Source organism: Methylobacterium sp. BTF04 (genome assembly GCF_010692745.1).
Classification (GTDB): domain Bacteria; phylum Pseudomonadota; class Alphaproteobacteria; order Rhizobiales; family Beijerinckiaceae; genus Methylobacterium.
In genome coordinates, this window is the sequence record NZ_JAAHTB010000004.1 from 26,450 (window position 1) to 48,625 (window position 22,176).

General features: G+C 68.6%; 18 protein-coding genes. 8 read left to right on the forward strand and 10 right to left on the reverse strand.

The features are described 5' to 3' along the window. The first annotated feature begins 6 nt into the window (after positions 1 to 6). Positions 7 to 780 carry a DUF502 domain-containing protein gene (locus G3T14_RS03750; protein WP_163640194.1) on the forward strand — a complete coding sequence of 258 codons (774 nt, stop codon included), beginning with the start codon at positions 7 to 9 and terminating at the stop codon, positions 778 to 780. Positions 781 to 816: 36 nt separating this feature from the next. Here G3T14_RS03750 and recG read toward each other — a convergent pair whose 3' ends face one another. After that, the gene (recG, locus tag G3T14_RS03755; protein ID WP_163640195.1) at positions 817 to 2,964 is read right to left on the reverse strand and encodes an ATP-dependent DNA helicase RecG; all 2,148 of its coding nucleotides are present in this window, start codon (positions 2,962 to 2,964) and stop codon (positions 817 to 819) included. Positions 2,965 to 3,228: 264 nt separating this feature from the next. On the opposite strand from recG, the gene G3T14_RS03760 reads away from it, so the two are divergent. Then, positions 3,229 to 3,522, forward strand: a complete 294-nt coding sequence (locus G3T14_RS03760) for a succinate dehydrogenase assembly factor 2 (protein WP_163640196.1) — start codon at positions 3,229 to 3,231, stop codon at positions 3,520 to 3,522. Positions 3,523 to 3,715: 193 nt separating this feature from the next. Here the strand turns inward: G3T14_RS03760 and G3T14_RS03765 are convergent, their stop codons facing one another. Both G3T14_RS03765 and G3T14_RS03770 read right to left on the reverse strand, forming a co-directional pair. After that, positions 3,716 to 4,015: an AzlD domain-containing protein gene (locus tag G3T14_RS03765; RefSeq protein WP_163640198.1), complete on the reverse strand. Its 300-nt coding sequence runs from the start codon at positions 4,013 to 4,015 to the stop codon at positions 3,716 to 3,718. Further along, a complete protein-coding gene (locus G3T14_RS03770; protein WP_163640200.1) occupies positions 4,012 to 4,743 on the reverse strand; it encodes an AzlC family ABC transporter permease in 732 nt (243 codons plus the stop codon). Before G3T14_RS03770 ends, G3T14_RS03765 begins: the two co-directional genes overlap by 4 nt. Positions 4,744 to 5,820: 1,077 nt before the next feature. Between G3T14_RS03770 and mfd the strand changes: the two genes are divergently transcribed. Continuing rightward, positions 5,821 to 9,420: a transcription-repair coupling factor gene (mfd, locus tag G3T14_RS03775; protein WP_163640202.1), complete on the forward strand. Its 3,600-nt coding sequence runs from the start codon at positions 5,821 to 5,823 to the stop codon at positions 9,418 to 9,420. A 121-nt stretch (positions 9,421 to 9,541) separates the two neighbouring features. Here mfd and G3T14_RS03780 read toward each other — a convergent pair whose 3' ends face one another. Both G3T14_RS03780 and G3T14_RS03785 read right to left on the reverse strand, forming a co-directional pair. Further along, positions 9,542 to 9,886, reverse strand: a complete 345-nt coding sequence (locus G3T14_RS03780; protein WP_163640476.1) for a hypothetical protein — start codon at positions 9,884 to 9,886, stop codon at positions 9,542 to 9,544. 306 nt (positions 9,887 to 10,192) lie between these two features. Further along, complete coding sequence (locus G3T14_RS03785) at positions 10,193 to 11,491, reverse strand: AMP-binding protein (protein WP_163640205.1); 1,299 nt, start codon at positions 11,489 to 11,491, stop codon at positions 10,193 to 10,195. A gap of 417 nt (positions 11,492 to 11,908) precedes the next feature. Between G3T14_RS03785 and G3T14_RS03790 the strand changes: the two genes are divergently transcribed. Next, complete coding sequence (locus G3T14_RS03790) at positions 11,909 to 12,688, forward strand: invasion associated locus B family protein (RefSeq protein WP_163640207.1); 780 nt, start codon at positions 11,909 to 11,911, stop codon at positions 12,686 to 12,688. A 94-nt stretch (positions 12,689 to 12,782) separates the two neighbouring features. On the opposite strand, the gene hspQ is transcribed toward G3T14_RS03790, so the two are convergent. Next, positions 12,783 to 13,136 (reverse strand): heat shock protein HspQ, encoded by a 354-nt coding sequence (gene hspQ / locus G3T14_RS03795; protein ID WP_163640214.1) that lies wholly within the window; start codon positions 13,134 to 13,136, stop codon positions 12,783 to 12,785. Between the two features lie 95 nt (positions 13,137 to 13,231). Beyond that, on the reverse strand, positions 13,232 to 14,284 hold the full coding sequence (locus tag G3T14_RS03800; RefSeq protein ID WP_163640216.1) for a CoA ester lyase: 1,053 nt from the start codon (positions 14,282 to 14,284) through the stop codon (positions 13,232 to 13,234). Between the two features lie 203 nt (positions 14,285 to 14,487). On the opposite strand from G3T14_RS03800, the gene G3T14_RS03805 reads away from it, so the two are divergent. Then, positions 14,488 to 15,723 (forward strand): patatin-like phospholipase family protein, encoded by a 1,236-nt coding sequence (locus tag G3T14_RS03805; protein WP_163640218.1) that lies wholly within the window; start codon positions 14,488 to 14,490, stop codon positions 15,721 to 15,723. Positions 15,724 to 15,729: 6 nt separating this feature from the next. Here G3T14_RS03805 and G3T14_RS03810 read toward each other — a convergent pair whose 3' ends face one another. After that, entirely contained in the window at positions 15,730 to 16,941 is a 1,212-nt protein-coding gene (locus tag G3T14_RS03810; RefSeq protein WP_163640220.1) for an FAD-dependent monooxygenase, read from the reverse strand. A gap of 166 nt (positions 16,942 to 17,107) precedes the next feature. Here G3T14_RS03810 and G3T14_RS03815 point away from each other — a divergent pair, with 166 nt between their 5' ends. Beyond that, the gene (locus G3T14_RS03815) at positions 17,108 to 18,499 is read left to right on the forward strand and encodes a GntP family permease (protein ID WP_163640222.1); all 1,392 of its coding nucleotides are present in this window, start codon (positions 17,108 to 17,110) and stop codon (positions 18,497 to 18,499) included. Here G3T14_RS03815 and G3T14_RS03820 read toward each other — a convergent pair. Further along, complete coding sequence (locus G3T14_RS03820; RefSeq protein ID WP_204262614.1) at positions 18,478 to 18,735, reverse strand: hypothetical protein; 258 nt, start codon at positions 18,733 to 18,735, stop codon at positions 18,478 to 18,480. The two genes, G3T14_RS03815 and G3T14_RS03820, sit on opposite strands and share 22 nt — an antisense overlap. 279 nt (positions 18,736 to 19,014) lie before the next feature. On the opposite strand from G3T14_RS03820, the gene G3T14_RS03825 reads away from it, so the two are divergent. Next, positions 19,015 to 19,989, forward strand: a complete 975-nt coding sequence (locus G3T14_RS03825) for a quinone oxidoreductase (protein ID WP_163640224.1) — start codon at positions 19,015 to 19,017, stop codon at positions 19,987 to 19,989. A 28-nt stretch (positions 19,990 to 20,017) separates the two neighbouring features. After that, entirely contained in the window at positions 20,018 to 20,650 is a 633-nt protein-coding gene (gene pncA, locus G3T14_RS03830) for a bifunctional nicotinamidase/pyrazinamidase (protein WP_163640226.1), read from the forward strand. A gap of 17 nt (positions 20,651 to 20,667) precedes the next feature. On the opposite strand, the gene rimO is transcribed toward pncA, so the two are convergent. Continuing rightward, positions 20,668 to 22,011 (reverse strand): 30S ribosomal protein S12 methylthiotransferase RimO, encoded by a 1,344-nt coding sequence (rimO, locus tag G3T14_RS03835; RefSeq protein WP_163640227.1) that lies wholly within the window; start codon positions 22,009 to 22,011, stop codon positions 20,668 to 20,670. Positions 22,012 to 22,176 lie beyond the last annotated feature (165 nt).

Here is a 22,176-nt window from a genome sequence, read left to right on the forward strand (position 1 = left end):
GTATCCGTGGCGCCAACCCTTCCACCGAGTCCGGAGCCGGACCTCGCCGGCGCCCGCCCGCGGGTGAGCGCACGGGGCCGCCTGCGGACCTATTTCCTCACCGGCATCATCGTGTCGGGGCCGCTGGCGATCACCATCTACATCACGTGGTGGTTCATCAGCCTGATCGACGGCTGGGTGAAGCCGCTGGTGCCGGCGAGCTACCTGCCGGACCATTACCTGCCGTTCTCGATTCCCGGCCTCGGCCTCGTCATCGCCTTCGTGGCGGTGACGCTGCTCGGCTTCCTCACCGCCAACCTCGTCGGACGCAGCGTCGTGGAGTTCGGCGAGGTGCTGCTCGCGCGCACCCCCGTCATCTCCGGGCTCTACAAGGGCCTGCGCCAGATCTTCGAGACCCTGTTCTCCGCCAACGGCACCTCGTTCCGCACCGTCGGCCTCGTGGAATTCCCCGTGAAGGGAACCTGGTCGGTGGTGTTCCTGTCCGCGCCCGCCGCCCCCGACGTGCAGAACGCGCTGGCGCCGGGGGGCGATCACGTCGGGGTGTTCCTGCCCTGTGCCCCGAACCCGACCACGGGATTCTTCTTCTACCTGCCGCGGGCCGACATCGTCGAAGTGGCCATGAGCGTGGACGACGCGGCCAAGCTGGTGATGTCGGCGGGCGTGATCCAGCCCGACGATCCCCAGGCCAAGCTCCAGGCGATGGCCGCATCCGTGCGGACGGCGCACGGGGAGGCGGCGCCGGTGGCGGCCAAGGCGATCGCGACCCCGGTGGACGCGTAGGACCGATCGGCGCGCGCACAGGCAGACGGGGAGGGGTCACCCCGCCCCGAGCAGCCGGATCGCCGCATCGCGCTCGAACAGGTAGAGCAGCACCCGCAGGGCCTGCCCGCGCTCGGTCCTCAGGCCGGGGTCGCGCTGCACCACGAGCTGGGCATCGTCGCGCGCCACCTGGAGCAGTTCGGCATCGCTCTCCAGGCTCGCGAGGCGGAAGGCGGCCATGCCCGATTGCCGGGTGCCGAGCACCTCGCCTTCGCCGCGCAGGCGCAAATCCTCCTCGGCGATGCGAAACCCGTCCTCGGTCTCCCGCATCATCTCGAGGCGCGCCCGCGAGACCTGACCGAGGGGCCCGCGATAGAGCAGCAGGCAGGTGGAGGCCTTGGCCCCCCGCCCGACCCGGCCACGGAGCTGGTGGAGCTGGGCCAGCCCGAAGCGCTCGGCATGCTCGATGACCATGATGGTGGCCTCCGGCACGTCGACGCCGACCTCCACCACGGTGGTGGAGACCAGGATCTTGGTTGTCCCGGCGGCAAACCGCTCCATCGCTGCGTCCTTGTCCGGCCCCGGCATCTTGCCGTGGATCAGGCCGACCGCGTCGCCGAAGCTGTGGTGCAGGTCCGCGTAGCGCTCCTCGGCGGCAGCGAGATCGACGAACTCGGATTCGGCCACCAGGGGGCAGATCCAGTAGACCCGGTCGCCGGCGGCGAGCGCGCGGCCCAACCCCGCCACCACCGCGTCGAGACGGTCGGTGGAGACGAGGCGGGTGACGATGGGCTGGCGCCCGGCCGGCTTCTCGTCGAGCACCGACACGTCCATGTCGCCAAAGCAGGTCAGCGCCAGGGTGCGGGGGATCGGGGTCGCGGTCATCACCAGGATGTCGACGGCGGCCCCCTTGGCCCCCAGCGCCAGGCGCTGGTGCACGCCGAAGCGGTGCTGCTCGTCCACCACCGCCACGCCGAGATCGGCGAACACCACGCTGTCCTGGAACAGCGCATGGGTGCCGACGACGATGTCGATATGGCCGTCGGCGAGGTCGGCCAGGGTCGCTCGGCGCTCGGACGCCTTGTCGCGGCCGGTGAGGAGGCGCAGGCGCAGACCTTCGGTGAGCGGCCCGAGCCGCTCGAAATGCTGCCGGGCCAGGATCTCGGTGGGAGCCATCAGGGCGGCCTGGCGCCCGACCTCGATGGCCGAGGCCATGGCGAGCAGCGCCACGGCGGTCTTGCCCGATCCGACATCACCTTGGAGCAGGCGCAGCATGCGCCGGTCGGAGGCGAGGTCGGCGCGGATCTCCGCGACCGCACGGGCTTGCGCCCCGGTGAGCGCGAAGGGCAGGGCGGCCTCGATCCGGTCCTTCAGATGGCCGTCGCCCGCATTGGCGCGGCCCGGAGCCCGGCGATTGCGGGCGCGCAGGAGGGCCAGCGCCAATTGCGAGGCGAGGAGTTCGTCATAGGCCAGCCGGCGCCGGGCCGGGCTCCGCGGTGGCGCGGTGGCGCCCTCCGGCACCGGGGGCGGGGCGTTCTCGGGCCGGTGTTCGGCGCGCAGGGCATCGGCGAAAGCCGGCAGGTTTTCGCGGGCGAGCCAGGCCGGATCCTGCCATTCGGGCAGCACCGGCAGGCGGTCGAGGGCGGCATGCGCCAGCTTGGAGATCGCCCGCGAGGTCAGCCCCTCGGTGGCCCCGTAGATCGGCTCCACCGCCGGCAGGGCGGCGAGCCCCGCCTCGTCGATGATGCGGGCCGGGTGCACCATCTGGCGGTGACCGTCCCACAGGTCGATGCGCCCGGTGATGTAGCGATGGGCGCCGAGCGGCAGCATCTTCTCCACGCGCGCCTGGGGCATGCCGAAGAACACCAGGGTGATGTCGCCGGTGGAATCCTCCACCAGCACCCGGAACGGGCGCCGGCCCGGTCCGGCCTGCGGCGGCCGGTAGCCGGTGACGGTGACCCCGAGCGTCACCGGCTCCCCCGGCGGCGCCTCGGCGATGGAGCCGAGGAGCTTACGCACGACGCCGCCCTGCGGCAGGTGGAACAGCAGATCGACGATCCGCGCCGGCTGCTCGGGCGTGCCCAGCAGGCGCTCGATCATCGGCGCCATCTTCGGCCCCACCCCCGGCAATCCGCGCGCGGGCGCGAACAGCGCATCGAGAATGCTGGGACGCAGCGGGGTCGGGCGGGGGACGTCGTCGGTCATGCGGCTCGGGCGAGGGCGGGTTTCGCGAGGCTACGGGGCGTGTCTCAAAGGGTGGCGGACGACCGCATCAGGCAAGACGACCGCACCGGGATGGTGGCACGGGCCGGCGCCTCTATATACGGCGATGAGCGCCCGGTCCCGACGCGGATGCCGCATCGGCCGGGCAGGGATGCCGTGATCCGAGGATCGCGGTATCCAAGTATCCCGTTACGATCGAGTATCCTGCAACGATCCTTGCATCCCTGCATCACAGGTTTGGCACGCATGTCCGGCACCACCCGCACCAGCGCGGATCTCGATCCGCGCCGCCGCCGCACCCTCTTCCGCGCCTGGCACCGGGGCATCCGCGAGATGGACCTGATCATGGGCCGCTTCGCCGATGCGGAGATCGGCACCCTTACGGACGAGGAACTCACCACCTTCGAGGCGCTGATCGAGGTCCCCGACCGCGACCTGTTCCGCTGGCTCACCGGCGAGGACGCCACCCCCGAGAACTACGACACGCCGGTGTACCGGCGCCTCAAGGCGTTCCACAAGCACGACGCGCCGATCCATTAGGATCCGAATCTGAGTCGGCCAAGCTGGGTGGGGAGCGGCAATCGGCGCCGAGGCCGGAAGCGGACTTTCGACTGTGCGCCTGGGGTGGTCGTCCGGCCTCTGCCCGGCCCCGATGGCGGCCGGTGGCTCATGGCGCAGGTGGCTCATGGCTTTGCCCTGACGGAACAGGATCGCCGCGCGCGGGCCGCACGCGTCACATGAGGTGGCGCAGGGCCACGATCGCGAGGACGCCGATGAGGATCGTCGCGAGGAGGGGGAGACGGGCGGCGGCGAGAACGGTGATCGCGCTCGCCACCGTCTCTCGCCAGCCCGTGGCAAGCATCGAGGGCGCGATCACCGCGACGAGAACTGCGGGCGGGATCGCGTCCAAGGCGGCCTGTGCCCGCGGGCCGAGATCGAAGCGCCCGGCCAGCGCGAGACCGCCGATACGGGTGAGGTAGGTCACGATCGCCATGCCGACGATCGTCGCGACGGTGGTGGGATCGAGGATCATCGGGCCTGCTCTTTCGGTCGCGCGGTGGCGGCGGCGGCCGCGATGCCCGCGAGCGCACCGGCCAGCACGTGCCAGGGCGTTCCGACGAGGCGGTAAGTCAGCGCGCCGACAGCTGCGCTCGCCAGGACCGGTGCCGCCGTCGCCGGACCGCGCCACATGCCCGCGACGATCCCGATGAAGAGTGCGGTGAAGGCGAAGTCGGCTCCGATCGCGCGGGGATCGCCGAGGAACGTGCCGCCGACCGCCCCCAGCGTCGAGAAGACCTGCCAGTTGATCCAGAGCGTCGCGCCCATGGCGCCGAAATACGCGGGCATCAGCCGGCGCGTGGTGGCGCGGCGTTCCGCGAAGGCCCAGTTCTCGTCGGACATCACGAACAGGGTGAGGAAGCGCTGCCAAGGCCGGAAGGCGCCGGTCTTGGGTCCGAGGGATGCGCTCATCAGGACGTGGCGGGAATTGATGAGCAGGGTCGAGGCGATGAGCGCCGCCACCGGCACGGGATAGCCCCAGAGCTCAATCGCGGCGAACTGAGCGCCGCCCGCGCAGACGAGGAACGACATCAGCCAAACCTCGGCCACGGACAGCCCTTTCGCCGTGGCAAGGGCGCCGAAAACGAGCCCGATCGGCATCGCGGCGATCGCGGCGGGGAGGATGTCACGAAAACCGGCCATCGCCTCCGATCGCGCGGTGCCGGGCTCCGCTCGGTCGGACTTCGGAGTGATCTCGATCATCGTAGCGACTTCATCATGGGAGCGACTTCCGCTGATTTTGCGGCAAAGCGGCTTCTGCGTTTTTCGCCAGAGCCCGTCATGCAGGGTTAGACAGCTTGCTTGCAAGCGGATCTGCCAAGCGGATCTGCCAGCCACCGAGACGCGTCGGAAGCGGACCCGCCATCAGCCAAGCTGATCGCGTTCAGACCCCGAGATCTCCGGAAAGCGACACGGGCGGCCCGTCGCCAAGCCGGGGATCGCCGAAATATCTTGACAATATTCCTATTTTCTGCCCATATCCCCGCACCTGCCGCCCGCACGAATCGGGAGCCCGACCGGAGACCGACCGGTTGGGCTGGGGGCGGCGGGGCGGTGCCCGCGTCGGTGGCTTCGGTCGCTGCCGCCCCGGGCGACGGCTCGTCACGACCGTTGGCTCGGGACAGGGCGGCGCGCCGGGGGAGGAAATGCCCCCGCCGACCGACCCGTCGCTGGGACAGCGGAGAAGAGCTGCGGCGCCGCCCATGACGAGGCGGCGTGCGACGAAGGCTCGCTCGAAAGCGTGCGGGGTCTCCAATACCCGCCGAACTTAGCGCCAGCGCGAGACCCGTCGGAGACACCGCGACGCGATGAACGGCCCCGGCGGTGACGCCGGAGCCCGGGACGCCGGGGAACCGGCAAATATCATAGCGCAACACTGGGTTCCGCGGCGTCCCGCGTCCCCGTTCGGCGTGTCTCCTGGGCCATGCCCCCGGCGCGGGACCGCGCGCGGGGGTAAAACCGCGTGGGGAAACGCCGGCGACAGCCGAGGGTGAGGGGAAAAACCGCCCCCATCGGCGCGACGCGCTCGGATCGGTGCGCTGGATCAACGCGGAGGGTTGCGTTAACGCCGGTACGGCGCCGGGCGGGTCTGGTAAGGACCGGGCTCACGGATACATACGGTCTAGTCCCGCGGGTCCGGTCCCGTTATTTGGCCCCGCTCTGTCCGCGTCTCAGGGGAACGAACGTCCTTCGAGGCGGCCGCGGCGGTCCTGCAGAGAACGATGTCGGACGGAACGGCTGGTTCCGACCGACGCAGCACGAGTGCAAAACCCCGACCCGATGGCAAAACCTCAGCCCAACGCGCCCGCCCCCAAGGCTCCTTCGAAACCCCAGACGGCGCGCTTCGCCCTGCCGAAATCGGGAGCGCTGGCGCGGGCCCTCGATGCGCTGAAACGCGGCGACAGCCCGACCCTCGCCAACGTGCCGGACGGGTTCGACGCGGTGGTGGTGGCCGACCTCGCCCGCGCGCTCAGCCGCGGCTTCGAGGGGCCGGCGGTGCTCGTCCACGTGGCCCGCGATTCCGGGCGCTCGGCGGCCTTCGTCAATGCGCTGAAATTCGTCGCCCCCGAGATCGAGGCGATGAGTCTGCCGGCCTGGGATTGCCAGCCCTACGACCGCGTCTCGCCCAACGCCGCCATCGCGGCGCAGCGCATGACCGCGCTCTCGCGCCTGACGCGCTCGCGCTCGTCCGAGGAACAGCCGCGCATCCTCTGCACCACGGTCAACGCCCTGGTCCAGCGCGTACCCCCGATCAAGCGCATCGCGGTGGAGACGTTCTCGGCCGCCATCGGCAACGTGGTGCCGATGGATACGGTGACCGCCTGGGTCGAGGCCAACGGATTTGTGCGCACCGGGACCGTGCGCGACACCGGCGAATACGCGGTGCGCGGCGGCATCCTCGACCTGTCGCCGCCGGGCCTGCCCAACCCGATCCGCCTTGACTTCTTCGGCGACACGCTGGAATCGATCCGCGCCTTCGACCCCGAGACCCAGCGCACCATCGGGCAGCTGCGCTCCCTCGACCTCGTGCCGATGAGCGAGGTCCAGCTCACCACCGAGACGATCCGGCGCTTCCGCCAGGGCTACATCTCCACCTTCGGCGCGGCCACCCGCGACGACCGGCTCTACGAGACCATCAGCGAGGGGCGGCGCTATGCCGGCCTCGAGCATTGGATGCCGCTGTTCTACGAGCAGCTCGACACCCTGTTCGACTATGTCGCGGGCGTGCCGATGATCTTCGAGGCCCAGACCGACGAGGCGGTGGCCGAGCGCCTCGCCCTGATCCGGGATTATTACGACGCCCGCTCCGAGGCGATGAAGACGCCGAGCGCCGGTGTCGCGCCCTACAAGCCGCTCAAGCCCTCCGCCCTCTATCTGACGCCGAACGAATGGAAGGAGCGGGTGGCCGCCGGCTCCATCGCCCGGCTCTCGCCGTTCTCGATGCCGGAGACTCCGGCGGCCATGACCATCGATTGCGAGGGCCGGTCCGGGCGCAACTTCGCGGTCGAGCGCGCCGACGAATCGGCCAGCGTGTTCGACGCGGCGGTGGCCCATGTGCGGGACCTGCAGGGATCCGGGCATCACGTGATCCTGGGATCCTGGTCCGACGGTTCGCGCGACCGGCTCTGCAGCGTGCTCGCCGACCACGGCCTCAAGAAGCCGATGGCGATCAACACCCTCGCGGCGGTGAACGCCCTGAAGCGCGGCTCGGACGTCGCCGTGGCGGTCTGGGGCCTCGAATCCGGCTTCACCATCGACAAGCTCGCGGTGATCTCGGAAGGCGACATCCTCGGCGACCGGCTGGTGCGCCAGAAGCGCAAGGCCAAGCGTCCGCAGGACATCATCCTGGAGGTGCAGGCGCTCCAGCCCGGCGATCTCGTGGTCCATGCCGACCACGGCATCGGCCGGTTCGTCGGCCTGAAGACGGTGACGGCCGCGGGTGCGCCGCACGATTGCCTGGAGATCCAATATGCCGGCGGCCTGTTGCTGCTGCCGGTGGAGAATATCGAGCTTCTGACGCGCTACGGCTCGGAGGATGCGGAAGTGGCCCTCGACCGCCTCGGCGGCGGTGCCTGGCAGGCCCGCAAGGCCAAGATGAAGAAGCGCATCCTCGAGATGGCCGGCCAGCTCATCAAGGTCGCCGCCGAGCGCTTCGTCCGCCAGGCCCCACGCCTCCAGGCACCGGATGGGCTCTACGGCGAGTTCGCCGCCCGCTTCGCCTTCGAGGAGACCGAGGACCAGGCCACCGCCATCGACGCGGTGCTCACCGACCTCAATGCCGGCCGGCCGATGGATCGCCTCGTCTGCGGCGACGTCGGATTCGGCAAGACCGAGGTGGCGCTCCGCGCCGCCTTCGCGGGTGCGCTCGGCGGCAAGCAGGTGGCGGTGGTGGTGCCCACCACCCTGCTCGCCCGCCAGCATTACCGCACCTTCGCCGAGCGCTTCAAAGGCTTGCCGGTGGAGGTGGCGCAGATGTCGCGCTTCGTCTCCAATACCGAGATGAAGCGGGTGCGTGACGGCCTCGTCGCCGGGACCGTCGACATCGTCGTCGGCACCCATGCGCTGCTCGCCAAGGCGGTGAGCTTCAAGGATCTCGGCCTGATCATCGTCGACGAGGAGCAGCATTTCGGCGTGGCCCACAAGGAGCGCCTCAAGTCGCTCCAGGCCGACGTGCACGTGCTGACGCTGTCGGCGACCCCGATCCCGCGCACGCTCCAGCTCGCCATGACCGGCGTGCGCGAACTCTCGATCATCGCCACGCCGCCGGTCGATCGCCTCGCCGTACGCACCTTCGTGACGCCGTTCGATCCGCTGCTGGTGCGCGAGGCGCTGCTGCGCGAGCGCTATCGCGGCGGCCAGTCCTTCTACGTGGTGCCGCGCATCGAGGACCTGGCCGAGGTCAAGAAGTTCCTCGATCAGGAGATGCCCGAGACCAAGGTCGCGGTGGCCCATGGCCAGATGGCGGCTGGCCAGCTCGAGGACGTGATGACGGCCTTCTACGAGGGCAAGTTCGACGTCCTGCTCTCGACCACGATCGTCGAATCCGGCCTCGACATCCCCACCGCCAACACCCTCATCGTGCACCGGGCCGACATGTTCGGCCTCGCCCAGCTCTACCAGCTGCGCGGCCGGGTCGGGCGGGCCAAGGCGCGCGCCTACGCGCTGTTCACGACGCCGCCCAACCGCACCCTCACGGTGCAGGCGGAAAAACGCCTCAAGGTGCTCCAGACCCTCGACACGCTGGGGGCCGGCTTCCAGCTCGCCTCCCACGATCTCGACATCCGCGGTGCGGGCAACCTCCTCGGCGATGCCCAGTCCGGCCACATCAAGGAAGTCGGCTACGAACTCTACCAGCAGATGCTGGAGGATGCGGTCACGGCCCTGAAGGCCGGCATCGACGAGCCGGTGGAGGAGGCGTGGTCGCCCACCATCGCGCTCGGGGCGCCGGTCACGATTCCGGAGGACTACGTCGAGGACCTCACCGTCCGGCTCGGTCTCTATCGCCGGCTCTCGACCCTGGAGAACGATGCCGAGATGGAGAGCTTCGGCGCGGAGCTGATCGACCGGTTCGGGCCGCTGCCGCCCGAGGTGGAGCAGCTCCTCAAGATCGTCACCATCAAGATCCTGTGCCGGGACGCCAACATCGAGAAGGTCGAAGCCGGCCCGAAGGGCGCTGTGGTCCATTTCCGCGACAAGTCGTTCGCCAACCCGCAGGGGCTGGTCGCCTATGTCGCCGAGCAGGCCTCCTTCGCTAAGGTCCGCCCGGACATGAGCATCGTGTTCATCCGCGAACTCGATTCGATCCCCGAGCGGCTCAAGGTGACGACGACGATCCTGCGAAGCCTCGCCAAGATCGCCCGGGCCAAGAAGGCGGCATAACCAAGAAGGCGGCGTGACCAAGAAAGCAGTACGACATGCAAAAAGGGCGCACCTCGCGGCGCGCCCTTTTCAAAAAACTATACGATACGAGCCGGTTAGGCCCCTTCGCTCACCTGCCGTCTCAAAGGTCCGGCTGGTTCAGGACATAGGGGCCGATCTGGCTCTGCAGGTCGATGGCGGTCCCGGCCCGCCCCGCGACCACTTCGTCCACCACGATCACCGGAATGCCGGCATGACGCATCAGCTCGCGCAGGCGGTCCGACAGCATTGCGAAGGCCGGATCGCGGCGCGAGGAGCTCTGGAGAAGAACGGCGGCCGGGCGCGCGATGACCGCGAGCACATCTTCCGCCGCCTCGAGGGACGCGGTGACGCTGGCATATCCGAGCTCTGCGAGTTCGGAGGCAAGCGAGCGATCGACAGCGCGGTGGCCATCGTCGACGACGAGAACTTGTTGCAGCGCACTCATGAACATCAGTGCTAGTCCATCCATCGTCCCTTGGGAAGGGACCTGTGTGACAACACACATGAGGACGGTTGGTTCGCCGGCCACATTGCGAGAATAATCCTGACGGGATGGACATGACCCGGCGATGAACTGAGTCTCAGGACTTCATCAAGCACTGATGCGCCGCGTTGATTTTACGCCTTAACCACTTCGGTGAAAACAGTTTTCCGCATCTGCGATGCGGGCTGCCCCAAGCTCGGATCGGTCCGATTCGGGCTTTGTGCCGAAAGTCGGGCAGGGGCGATCCGTTGGAAAGCCGCGGGCCCGTCAGCGCCGCAGGATCGCCGTGGCGCGTCCCGCTTCGGTGCTCGCCTGGAATCGCGACGGCAGCCATTCGGCGGTGACCTCCGCCTCCGGACTACCGCGTTGCAACGGCCCGGCCTGGCAGGCTCGGCCCCGAAAGGCGAGAAATCCGTCGGGATCGCGGCGCAGGGCCATCAAGGTCGAGAACAGGGGGCCGCGCTCCGGGTTGGCCAGGGTGAGGGCGACGTCGCTGCCCATGCGTGCGCCGGTGAGAAGCGCGGTCTCGTCGAAGGCGACGACGTCGATCACGCTGCGGGCCGGGTCGGCGGGAGCGAGGCGATGGGCCCCGAGCGCGCTGGGCGCGCGATGCACGAGCTGGATGGAGACCAGGGTCTCGGGCAGTCGGCACGTGGCGAGATTGCGCTCCAGCGCGGCGGGAGCGACGAGGCGGGTCGAAACCGGGCGGCCGAGGGCTGCGGCGAAGCTGCCGCTCTCGAATACCGGCAGGGTTTCGAGAGCGGCGCCGGCCACGAGGGCCGAGCCGAGACCGGTGACGAGTCCGCGCAGATCGGTCGCCGGCAGCAGGCTGAGGATGCGGTCGCCCGGCACTACGCGGGCGGTGACGAGATGGACGGCGATCGCAGCCAGAAGCGCATCGCCGCTGCGATGGATCGGCTGGGCCGGATCGCCGGCGGCGAAGCTGATGAGACCGCCCGGACCGGGCGCGAAAGGGCCGCCGGCCTGGTCGAGCGCCATGCCGTCGAGGTTGATCACCCCATCCGGCACATCCGGACCGAAGGCGGCCAGATAGCGCAGACCGAAATAGCGCACGGCCACCCGGCACAGGCGCTCGGCCGGGGCGAGGGGACCGAATCGCGACTGGGTGAGCACGGCCGCGATGCTCGCCGCCTGGACGGCGGTGACGAGGGCGTCCTCGTCGAGGGACAGCGGCAGGAGGCAGGGAATGTGACCGGCCGCCTCCACGGCCAGATAGGCGAGGAAGCTCTCGGAACTGCCCGCCATCGCTATGCCGACCCGGCTCGCGGGCGGTAAGCGCCAGCCCCTGAGGCCGTTGGCGAGGCGGGCCACGATCTCGGCCGCCGCCCCGTAGGTCCAGGTGATCGCGGCTCGGCCGCTCCAGAGCGCCTTGTGGGGTGGATCGACGAAGGCGACGCGCTCGGGGTGCGCGTGGGCGGTGGCGGCTAGAAGGGTACAGAGGCGGCTCGTCCGTCCGGGCGCGGCGCGCAACGGACCGGGAGCCGAGCCGGACAGGTCCGCTTTACCGCCACCACCATCCACCGGTGTGGGACGATTGGCCGTCATCGACGCCGGCAATCCGGTCGGCAGGGCCGCCGAAGTGGGGAATTCGAGGGAAAGGACTGCTTGCTGCGCCAACACTTGCGCTTGAACTCCCGCTGCCCTCCGTTCATGAAGCCTTAGGGTTAAGCCGGACTTAAGGACGAGCCCGAGGAAGCGGCGCGCGCGGGGCCGTCAGGACGCCGGTGTCATGTCTTCGCCGCATTCCGGGGGAAAGCAGACCGCCCGGTCGTTCGAGCGGGGTCGAGACGCGCTGCTGCCTGGTGCAGGTCGCGCAACCGCGTGCCGGTGGAGGGTTTTCATCGCGCCGTCGTCACGATCCCGGCCGAGTCGAAACGCCCACCGAAAACCCGCGTCCCATCCTTTCGGAAGACGCATCCCGCGAGCCGAATCCTACACGCCGAATCCAAGGGGTCAGAGCTGATGTTCTTCGCCAACCGTCCCGCGCGCCCGCTGCGCATCGCCGCCCTCCTCGCCGTGGCGGGCCTTGTCGGACCGAGCCTCGCCCAGGCCCAGCCGAAGAAGGCCGCGCCGACCGCTCCCGCCCCGGCCGCCCCGGCGCCGGCTGCTCCCGCCGCCGGTGCGCCCCAGGGCGGCATGGCCCAGCAGCAGACCGGCCCCCAGACCGTCAACGTCAAGTCCGAGCCGTCGCAGACCGATTGGACCAAGGTCTGCGGTAAGGACCAGGCGAGCGCCACGGACGTCTGCTACACTACCCGCGACTTCGTTTCCGACCAGGGCCAGCCGGTGCTCGCGGTCGCCGTCTACGACATGAAGAACGCCCAGCAGAACGTGCGCGTGGTGCGCTACCTACTGCCGCTCGGCCTGCTGCTGCAGCCGGGCATTCGCTTCACCATCGACGGACAGCAGGGCACCGCCGGCAAGTTCGCCGTCTGCTTCCCCAACGGCTGCTTCGCCGAGGCCGGCGGCGTGAGCACCGACCTCGTCAACGCGATGAAGAAGGGCACCACCCTCAACGTCAGCGTCCAGAACCAGACCCAGCGCGAGGTCACCTTCGCCGTGCCGCTCGCCGGCTTCGGCAAGGCCTTCGACGGCCCGGCCATCGACCCGAAGGTGCTGGAAGAGCAGCAGAAGAAGCTTCAGTCCGAGCTGGAGAAGCGCAGCGACGACATGCGCAAGAAGCTCGAGCAGCAGAATGCCGCCGGCGGCACCCCGGCCCCCTCGGCAGCACCCAAGCCCTGATCGCACCCGATCCGGTCGGACCACACTGAAAAAGGCCGGGCAATCGCCCGGCCTTTTTTACGCGTACGGTCCACCCAGGCGAAACCGCGCCCGTTCAGTTCGGGTGAGAATCCCGCACGCGATAGAAGCCCTCGGCATCCAGATCGAAAACCTCGGCGATACCGGCGTGGCGCAAGGCTTCGCCCGACGTATCGGATACGAGGTTCTGTTCGGAGACGTAGGCGACGTATTCGCTTTCCGAATTTTCGGCGAGGAGGTGGTAGAACGGCTGGTCCTTGCGGGGACGCACCTCTTCGGGAATCGCCAGCCACCATTCCTCGGTATTGTCGAATACCGGGTCGACGTCGAACACGACGCCGCGGAACGGATAGATCCGGTGGCGGACGACGGCGCCCAGGCCGAATTTCGCGGTTCTCATCATCGGGTCGGCAGTGATCGTATCGGTCATGATCTCAAAATAAGACGGCTTGCCCCCGTTGTCATCGGCGACGCGACGCCGATGACAACGGGTGGCGAAAACACCTCAGTTCGGGCTGTCTGCCGTCACTTCAGCCCGTAGGTCTTGGCGAGGTCCGGGTCTTTCTCGGCCACCAGCTTGGCGAGGTCGACGATGACCTTGGCCTGCTTCCAGGTTGCGTCGTCCTGCATCTTGCCGTCGAGCATCACCGCGCCGGTCCCGTCCGGCATCGCCTCGACGATCCGCACCGCGAAAGCGACCTCGGCTGGATCGGGGGCGAAGACCCGCTTGGCGATGGCGACCTGATTCGGGTGCAGCGTCCAGGCACCGGCGCATCCCATCAGGAAGGCGTTGCGGAACTGGGCCTCGCAGGCATCCCCGTCCGAGAAGTCGCCGAACGGGCCGTAGAAGGCCTTCAGCCCATTGGCCATGCAGGCATCGACCATTTTCGCGATGGTGTAGTGCCACAAATCCTGCTGGGCGGACGCCCGGGCGGCGCCGTCCGAGGTCGGATCGGCGATGACGCGGTAATCGGGATGGCCACCGCCGACCCGGGTGGTCTTCATGCCGCGCGAGGCGGCGAGGTCGGCGGGGCCGAGGCTCATGCCATGCATGCGCGGCGAGGCGGAGGCGATGGCATCGACGTTGGCGACGCCCTCGGCCGTCTCGAGGATCGCATGAACGAGGATCGGCTTGGTGACGCCGTGCTTCGCTTCGAGCTGAGCCAGCAGCTGGTCGATATAGTGGATGTCCCACGGCCCCTCGACCTTCGGCACCATCACCACATCGAGCTTGCTGCCGACCTGAGACACGATCTCGAAGAGATCGTCGAGAATCCAGGGCGAGTTGAAGGCGTTGATGCGGGTCCAAAGGCCCGTGCCGCTGGCCGCGAAGTCGGTGGCCTGCGCCATCGCCACGAAGCCCTTGCGCGCCGCCTCCTTCTGGTCGATCGGCACCGCATCCTCGAGGTTGCCGAGCACCACGTCGACGCTGGCCGCGAGTTCCGGAACGCGGGCGCGGACCTTGTCGTTGTGGGGCGGCACGAAGTGGATCATCCGCTCGAGCTTGATCGGAAGCTCGCGAAACGGGGCCGGCGCGCCGGTGGCGAGCGGCTGGAAGAAGCGGCGTGGCAGTTTCATCGGCGTCTCGTGCTCCGCGTTTTTCTTAAGCGTCGGTGTCCCGCCTCAGCGGTTAGTGCAACGCCGGCCTTGTCGTAAAGGTGTGCCGACGCACGCAAAGCATTTGCCATGGAGTCGAGACGGGAGGACCATCGGAACGTGAGTCGCCGTCTGACGTTCTGAAGAGCGAGGCGGGCACCTCATACGATACGAAGGACGGACCCATGTCCGGATCATCGATCAGGCGGTATCGCCTTCGGCACCCGGCGCTCCTGGGCGCACTCGTGATCGGCCTCAGCCTTCCGCAAATCGCCGCCGCCGCCGAACGGCCGAACCCGACCGCGCGTGTGGCCTACACGCAGGCCGAGGCCATCGGCGCCCGGCCCGATCGACTTCCCGCCGCGGTTCGGATTCCCGGCGACGACGCGCAAGCGTTTCGCAGGCTCGTCGACGGGGCGGAGGCCGCCAGCGATCCCTGGCTCGTGCTGTCGGGCGGCGGCGAGAACGGCGCCTTTGCAGCCGGCCTCCTCAGAGGCTGGAGCGAAGCCGGCACACGGCCCGTATTCGGTATCGTCACCGGCGTCAGCACCGGGGCGATGATCGCGCCGTTCGCCTTCATCGGCTCCACCGGGGACGAGGCCCTGCGCCAGAGCTACACCGAAATCTCGGCCGCCGACGTCTTCGAGTTCGGCGGCACCACCGAGGCGCTCACCGACACTTGGCCGCTCAAGCGCCGCATCGAGAAATCGGTGACGGTGAAACTTCTGAAAGCCGTGGCGGTGGAGCATGCCAAGGGCCGACGCCTTCTCATCGCCACCAATGCGGTGGATGGCGAACGTCCGGTCCTGTGGGACATGGGCGCTATCGCCAGTGCCGGCGGCCCCAAGGCGCTCGACCTGTTCCGCGCCGTGATCCTCGCCTCCGCGGCGGTGCCTGGCGTGTTTCCGCCGGTGATGATCGATGCGGTCGCCACCGACGGGAAGCGCTTCCAGGAAATGCACGACGACGGTGGCACCACAGCGCCGTACTATCTCGCCCCGGAAGCCATCCTGCTCGACCCGAGCGCCGCCCCCCTGCCGACGCATCGCGTCTACCTCGTGGTGAACAACACGATCACCCCGGACTTCCAGATGGCCTCACGCACGACACTGAGCGTGCTCGGCCGCTCGATGTCGGCGGCGATCAAGGCCCAGACCCGGGCTTCTCTGGCGCTCAGCCGCGCCTTTGCCCAGCGTACCGGCCTCGATCTCCAGGTGGCGCTAATCGACGGGCGCTTCACCCAGACCACGGCGGCCCCCTTCGACCAGACCTACATGAAGGCGCTGTTCACCCACGGAGAGGCGCTCGGCCGTGCCGGCACCGCATTCGGTGGAGAGGCCGCGCGGAAGACCCTGCCGCCGGTCTCGCTGAGCAGCGTCGGCGAGGCGAGACCTTCCGGGCAGAATCTCGCCCGGCGCTGATCCCGCTCAGCGCATCAAGCTCGGTGCACCGAGGCGCGGCAGCACGCCTTCACGCATCACGAGGCGCCGCAGCGGCGTGATCGTCGTCATGGCGAGGAGGCCGAGCCCGCGCAGGGCATCGACGGGCAGGAAGCCGGCGAGCAGGCTGCGGTTGAGCGCATCCACCGCCGTGGTCCGGAGCCGGGCATCGATGGTCCGGCCGCGGGCGAAGCCGACGAGCGCCGCGTGGGAGCCGGGATCGCGCCCGTCGGCCACAGCCGCGACGACGGCATCCCGCAGCGCCGCCGCATCGCGCAGACCGAGGTTGAGCCCCTGAGCTCCGATCGGTGGAAAGACGTGCGCGGCCTCTCCGATGAGGGCGAGGCGCGTCGCCACGGGGCTCGGAAGCGACATGCCCCGCATCGGCACGAGGCCGCGCGGTCCGTCGATCCGCATGGACCCGAGCATCGCCTGCGCCTGGTCCTCGATGGTACGGGCGAACGGCCCATCGTCGAGGGCGGCGAGGCGCTTGGCCGCCATCTCGCCCATGACCCAGACGAGGCTGGAGCGGTGTCCGCCCGGCAGCGGCACGAGGGTGAAGGGCCCTTGGCGCGTATGGAACTCGGTGGAGACGTCCCGGTGCGGACGTATATGGGCCAGGATCGTGGTGATCGCCGCCTGGGGATATGACCAGTCTCGCGTCTTGATCCCGGCGGTCTGGCGCAGTTTCGAGCGCGCTCCATCCGCCCCGGCCACGAGCCGGGCAGTGAGGCAGCGCCCGTCGGCGAGAATGAGGTCGGCTGCGGCCTCACCGGGCACGAACGCGTCGGCGTCGCTCTCGAACAGGGTCAGGTTCGGCATCGCGCGGGCGCGGTCACGCAACGAATCGACGAGGCGCGCGCTCTCGACGTTCCAGCCGAAAGCGGCCAGACCGATCTCGGTGGCGACGAAGCGGGCCGGCGGTGGTCGGAACAGGCTGCCGGTGTCGTCGACAATGTGGAGCTCGGCCAGGGGTGCCGCATGAGGAGCGATCGCCTCCCAGGCCCCGAGCGCCTGGAGGAAGCGCACCGAGCCGTCGAGCAAGGCCACGGTGCGCCCGTCGGCCACCGGCGCGTGACGTCCGACGAGGGCGGTGGCGATTCCGTCGCGCGCGAGACTTAGGGCGAGGCCGAGACCGGCCGCTCCGGCTCCCACGACGGCAACCTCGAAGCGGGGAGGGAGAGAAGGCGATGTCACCACGAGTCCGGTCTCCCGATGCGCTGCCGGATCAAATCGGCTGCGTCAGTCTCGATCCTTAACAGAGGGTCGCCCCTGGATCGGTCAAGTGCGCGATGGCGCGGCACGATTGCCCTCTGTAGCATCGCGCCAAGGCCTCCAATGGCCAGCCCTGGAAGGAATTCGGCCCGTGAGCCTGACGATCGCGCTTCTGGCGCTCGGCTTCCTGATGCTCGTCGCTTATCGGGGCTTCAGCGTCATCCTGTTCGCGCCCGTGGCGGCCCTGCTCGCGGTTCTGATCACCGATCCGTCGGCGGTTCTGCCGGTGTTCAGTGGGCTGTTCATGGAGAAGATGGTCGGCTTCGTGAAGCTGTACTTCCCGGTGTTCCTGCTCGGCGCCGTGTTCGGCAAGGTCATCGAGATGTCGGGGTTCTCCCGCTCGATCGTCACCGCGGTCATCGACCTCGTCGGCCCGCGCCGCGCCGTGCTCTCCATCGTGCTGGTGTGCAACCTGCTCACCTATGGCGGCGTCTCGCTCTTCGTGGTGGTATTCGCGGTCTATCCGTTCGCGGCGGAAGCCTTCCGCCTCGGGGACATCCCCAAACGCCTGATCCCCGGTACCATCGCGCTCGGCGCGTTCTCCTACACGATGGACGCGCTGCCCGGCACGCCGCAGATCCAGAACATCATCCCCACCACCTTCTTCGGCACCAATACCTGGGCCGCCCCGTGGCTGGGCCTCATCGGCGCAGCCTTCATCCTCGTGGTCGGTGTGGCCTATCTCGACCGGCGCATCGCCTCGGCCCGGCGCAAGGGCGAGGGCTACGGGACCGGCCACACCAACGAGCCGGTGGTGGTGGACGAGGCCTCTCGCGCCCACCCGGCCATCGCCCTGCTGCCGCTCGTGGTGGTGGGGCTCTCGAACCTCGCCTTCACGGCGGCGCTTCCGCGCCTGTACGGGCCGAAGATCGAGACGGTGCTGGCCGGTCTCGACAAGCCCATCGTCACCACGCTCTCGTCCGTCACCGCGATCTGGGCGGTGGAACTGGCGCTGCTCGCCGGCATCCTCACGGTCCTGGCCTTTGCCTGGAAGCCGGTCAGCCGAGGCTTCGCCGAAGGCAGCCGGGCGGCGGTGACGGGCTCGCTGCTGGCCGCCATGAACACCGCCTCCGAATACGGCTTCGGCGCGGTGATCGCCGCATTGCCCGGCTTCCTCGTGATCCGTGAAGTCCTGTCGGCGATCCCCAACCCGCTGGTCAACGAGGCCATCACCGTCACGGCGCTGGCCGGCATCACCGGCTCGGCCTCGGGGGGCCTGAGCATCGCGCTGGCGGCCATGTCGTCGACCTTCATCGCAGCGGCACAGGCCGCCAACATCCCCATGGAGGTGCTGCACCGGGTCGCCGCCATGGCGAGCGGGGGCATGGACACGCTGCCCCATAACGGCGCCGTCATCACTCTGCTTTCGGTGACAGGCCTCACGCATCGGCAGGCCTATGCCGACATCTTCGCGATCACCGTGTTGAAGACGAGCGCGGTGTTCCTGGTGATCGGCGTCTACTACCTCACCGGAATCGTGTGACCGGCCTCCGCACGGGTCACGGCCGTTCCGCCATGGGCGATGCCGTGTTCCACGATCCGCAGGGTGAGCTGCGTGAACGGCTTGATGTCCCAGGCAGTACCGGGATTGAACATCATCACGACGAGGCGACGCTCCAGAACCTCGAAGGTCGGCAGATCGGCTTGCGGCCGAAAGATCGTACCGGCCTGGACGGAGGGATCGTACCCGGCAGGACATATCCAGACGATCTCATCCATCCGGCCCGTTTGCCTTCAAGGTCGCGTATAGAGCAAGAACAACTACGAATTGCACAGGGCTAGAAATCCGGCTGGTCTTATCTAACGGTAAAGCGGGCCTTGGCGCAATTGGATCTGCGCGCGCGATGGGCCAAACCTGACCGGGTGCGGCGGCGCACGGCAGAGGCGGCTTTCGAGGCCGTGAGCCGCAGATCCGGCCAGGGACCCTTGCAAAGACCATTGCCCGAGGCGGTGCACAGTCTATCTCGCCTCCCACAGGCTACCACCAGGAGAACGACGATGCCCAAGGCGATCCGGGTTCACGAGTACGGCGGTCCCGAGGTGATGCTCTACGAGGAGGTCACCGTTGCGAACCCGGGGCCGGGCCAGATCCGCGTCCGCCAGACGGCCATCGGTGTCAACTTCATCGACATCTACTTCCGCTCGGGCACCTACAAGGTGCCGCAACTGCCCTTCACCCCCGGCAACGAGGGCGCCGGTGAGGTGATCGCGGTGGGCGAGGGCGTCACCGGCTTCCGCATCGGCGAGCGGGTCGCCTACGGCTCGGCCGCGGGCACCTACGCGCAGGAGGTGGTGATCAACGCCAGCGCCGCCGTCCATCTCGCCGACGGGGTGGACGACACCACCGCCGCCGCGATGATGCTCAAGGGCCTGACCGCCGAGTACCTGCTGCACCGGACTTACGCAGTGAAACCCGGCGATACGATCCTGTTCCACGCCGCAGCCGGCGGCGTCGGGCTCATCGCCTGCCAATGGGCCAAGCATCTCGGCGCCACCGTCATCGGCACGGTGGGCTCGGAGGAGAAGGCCGAATTGGCCAAGGCCAATGGCTGCGACCACGTCATCCTCTACCGCGACGAGGATTTCGCCGCACGGGTGAAGGAGATCACGGACGGCAAGGGTGTCCAGGTAGTCTATGACGGGGTCGGGCGCGACACCTTCCCCGCCTCCCTCGACTGCATCAGCCCGCTCGGCCTGTTCGTCAGCTTCGGCTCGGCCTCCGGCCCGGTGGACGATTTCAGCCTGGCGCTGCTCGGCCAGAAGGGCTCGCTCTACGCGACCCGCCCTTCGCTCTTCGCCCATGCGAGCAATCGCGCCACGCTGGACGCCATGGCGAAGAACCTGTTCGGCGTGGTGGCGAGCGGCGCCGTCACGATTCCGGTCCATGCCCAGGCCAAGCTCGCAGATGCGCCCCAGGTCCACCGGGACCTCGCCGGCCGCAAGACCACCGGCGCCACGGTGATGATCCCGTGATCCTGCGATACCCGGATCGGAGGATACCGTGATCCCGGGACGTGGCGACGTCCTCCTCGTGGTCGACGTGCAGGTGGATTTCCTGCCCGGCGGCGCGCTGGCCGTGCCGGATGGCGATACGGTGATCGGCCCGATCAACCGCCTCATCGGCCTGTTTCCGCACGTGGTGCTGACACAGGATTGGCATCCGCCGGGCCATGCCTCCTTCGCCACCAGCCATCCCGGCAAGGCGGCGTTCGAGACCGTGGCGATGCCCTACGGGTCTCAGGTGCTGTGGCCGGAGCATTGTGTGCAGGGCACGCACGGCGCCGCCTTAGCGCCCGGTCTTAGGGCGGAACGGGCCGAACTGGTGATCCGCAAAGGCTGTCACCAGGACGTCGACAGCTATTCGGCCTTCCTAGAGGCCGATCGGAGCACACGGACCGGCCTTGCCGGTTACCTCGCCGAGCGCGGGTTTACCCGCGTGGTCCTGTGCGGGCTCGCCACCGATTACTGTGTCGGCTGGAGCGCCATCGATGCCAAGGAGGCGGGCTTCGAGGCACGCGTGGTGATCGATGCTGTGCGCGGTATCGACATCGACGGCTCGGTGAAGCGCGCTTGGGCGGCGATGCAGAGCGCCGGGGTGGACCGGATCAAGAGCGGGGCGATCGGCGGCAGCTAGGGTGCCGGTCGGGAGCGTTAGACCGCGCTGCCGTAGAGATCATAGGCATCCGCCCGCTCGATCTTCACCGTAACGATGTCGCCCACCCGCAATGGCCGGCGCGAGGTAACATGAACGTTGCCGTCGATCTCGGGCGCGTCGTATTTCGAGCGGCCCTTGGCGACGCCGCCCGCGACGGCATCGATGATGACGGGCAGGCGTTTGCCCACACGCGCCTTCTGCAGGCGGGCAGAGACACTTTGCTGCGCCTCCATGAAGCGGCGCTTACGCTCGGCCTTGACCTCAGGCGGGACGAGGTCGCCAAGACCGTTGGCCACCGCGCCGCCCACCGGCTCGTACTCGAAGCAGCCGACGCGCTCGAGCTTGGCTTCGCGAATCCAGCCGAGCAACTCTTCGAATTCCGCCTCGGTCTCACCGGGGAAGCCGACGATGAAGGTCGAGCGGATGGCCAGATCCGGGCAGACCTCGCGCCAGCGCCGGATGCGCTCCAACTGCTTTTCCTGGTTGCCCGGACGGCGCATGCGCTTGAGCACGGACGGGCTCGCATGCTGGAGCGGCATGTCGAGGTAGGGCAGAATCTTACCCTCGGCCATCAACGGGATGACCTCGTCCACGTGCGGATAGGGATAGACGTAGTGCATCCGCACCCAGGCCCCGAGCTCACCGAGTTCGGCGGCGAGGTCGTAGAACTTGGCCCGCACCTCGCGGCCCTGCCACGGGCTCGTGGCGTAGCGGATATCGACGCCGTAGGCACTGGTATCCTGGGAGACCACCAGCAATTCCTTGACGCCGGCCTTCACCAGCTTCTCGGCCTCGCGAAGCACGTCGCCGGCCGGGCGGCTGACGAGGTCGCCGCGGAGAGATGGGATGATGCAGAAGGTGCAGCGATTGTTGCAGCCCTCTGAAATCTTTAAGTAAGCATAGTGGCGCGGAGTGAGCTTCACCCCCTGTGGCGGCACCAGGTCAAAAAACGGGTCGTGCGCCGGAGGCACCGCCTCGTGCACCGCTGCCACCACCGACTCGTAGGCCTGCGGTCCGGTGACCGCGAGGAGGTTGGGATACTTTTCGCGTATCTCCTCGGGCTGCGCTCCCATGCATCCAGTGACGATGACCCGACCGTTCTCGGCCATGGCCTCGCCGATGGCCGAGAGTGACTCGGCCTTGGCCGAATCGAGGAAGCCGCAGGTGTTGACGATGACCACATCCGCACCGTCGTGGCGTCGGGCGAGTTCGTAGCCTTCCGCGCGCAGATGCGTGAGGATACGCTCGGAATCGACCAGGGCTTTGGGGCAGCCGAGCGAGACGAAGGAAATCTTCGGGGCGGCCTTCGGCACGATCGGCAGCGTGGGGGATGCGGTCATGGATGCTCGTCGGGCATGGACACGGGAAAAACCGGACCGGCCGTGAAATCGGAGTGGATGCGGAAATGCGGGTTGACAACCCTATAACCGCATCGGCCCCGGCATGCGAGCCTCGTCGCCAGTCCGCGGGCAGAGCCATGCGCGCATGACGCTTCCGCGGCGGTG

Excerpts from the sequence above, each read along its gene's own strand:
- recG (WP_163640195.1), bottom strand. The coding sequence starts at position 2,964 with ATGACCGACGACGTCCCCCGCCCGACCCCGCTGCGTCCCAGCATTCTC.
- G3T14_RS03760 (WP_163640196.1), top strand. The coding sequence starts at position 3,229 with ATGTCCGGCACCACCCGCACCAGCGCGGATCTCGATCCGCGCCGCCGC.
- G3T14_RS03765 (WP_163640198.1), bottom strand. The coding sequence starts at position 4,015 with ATGATCCTCGATCCCACCACCGTCGCGACGATCGTCGGCATGGCGATC.
- G3T14_RS03770 (WP_163640200.1), bottom strand. The coding sequence starts at position 4,743 with ATGATCGAGATCACTCCGAAGTCCGACCGAGCGGAGCCCGGCACCGCG.
- mfd (WP_163640202.1), top strand. The coding sequence starts at position 5,821 with ATGGCAAAACCTCAGCCCAACGCGCCCGCCCCCAAGGCTCCTTCGAAA.
- G3T14_RS03780 (WP_163640476.1), bottom strand. The coding sequence starts at position 9,886 with ATGAGTGCGCTGCAACAAGTTCTCGTCGTCGACGATGGCCACCGCGCT.
- G3T14_RS03785 (WP_163640205.1), bottom strand. The coding sequence starts at position 11,491 with ATGACGGCCAATCGTCCCACACCGGTGGATGGTGGTGGCGGTAAAGCG.
- G3T14_RS03790 (WP_163640207.1), top strand. The coding sequence starts at position 11,909 with ATGTTCTTCGCCAACCGTCCCGCGCGCCCGCTGCGCATCGCCGCCCTC.
- hspQ (WP_163640214.1), bottom strand. The coding sequence starts at position 13,136 with ATGACCGATACGATCACTGCCGACCCGATGATGAGAACCGCGAAATTC.
- G3T14_RS03800 (WP_163640216.1), bottom strand. The coding sequence starts at position 14,284 with ATGAAACTGCCACGCCGCTTCTTCCAGCCGCTCGCCACCGGCGCGCCG.
- G3T14_RS03805 (WP_163640218.1), top strand. The coding sequence starts at position 14,488 with ATGTCCGGATCATCGATCAGGCGGTATCGCCTTCGGCACCCGGCGCTC.
- G3T14_RS03820 (WP_204262614.1), bottom strand. The coding sequence starts at position 18,735 with ATGGATGAGATCGTCTGGATATGTCCTGCCGGGTACGATCCCTCCGTC.
- G3T14_RS03825 (WP_163640224.1), top strand. The coding sequence starts at position 19,015 with ATGCCCAAGGCGATCCGGGTTCACGAGTACGGCGGTCCCGAGGTGATG.
- rimO (WP_163640227.1), bottom strand. The coding sequence starts at position 22,011 with ATGACCGCATCCCCCACGCTGCCGATCGTGCCGAAGGCCGCCCCGAAG.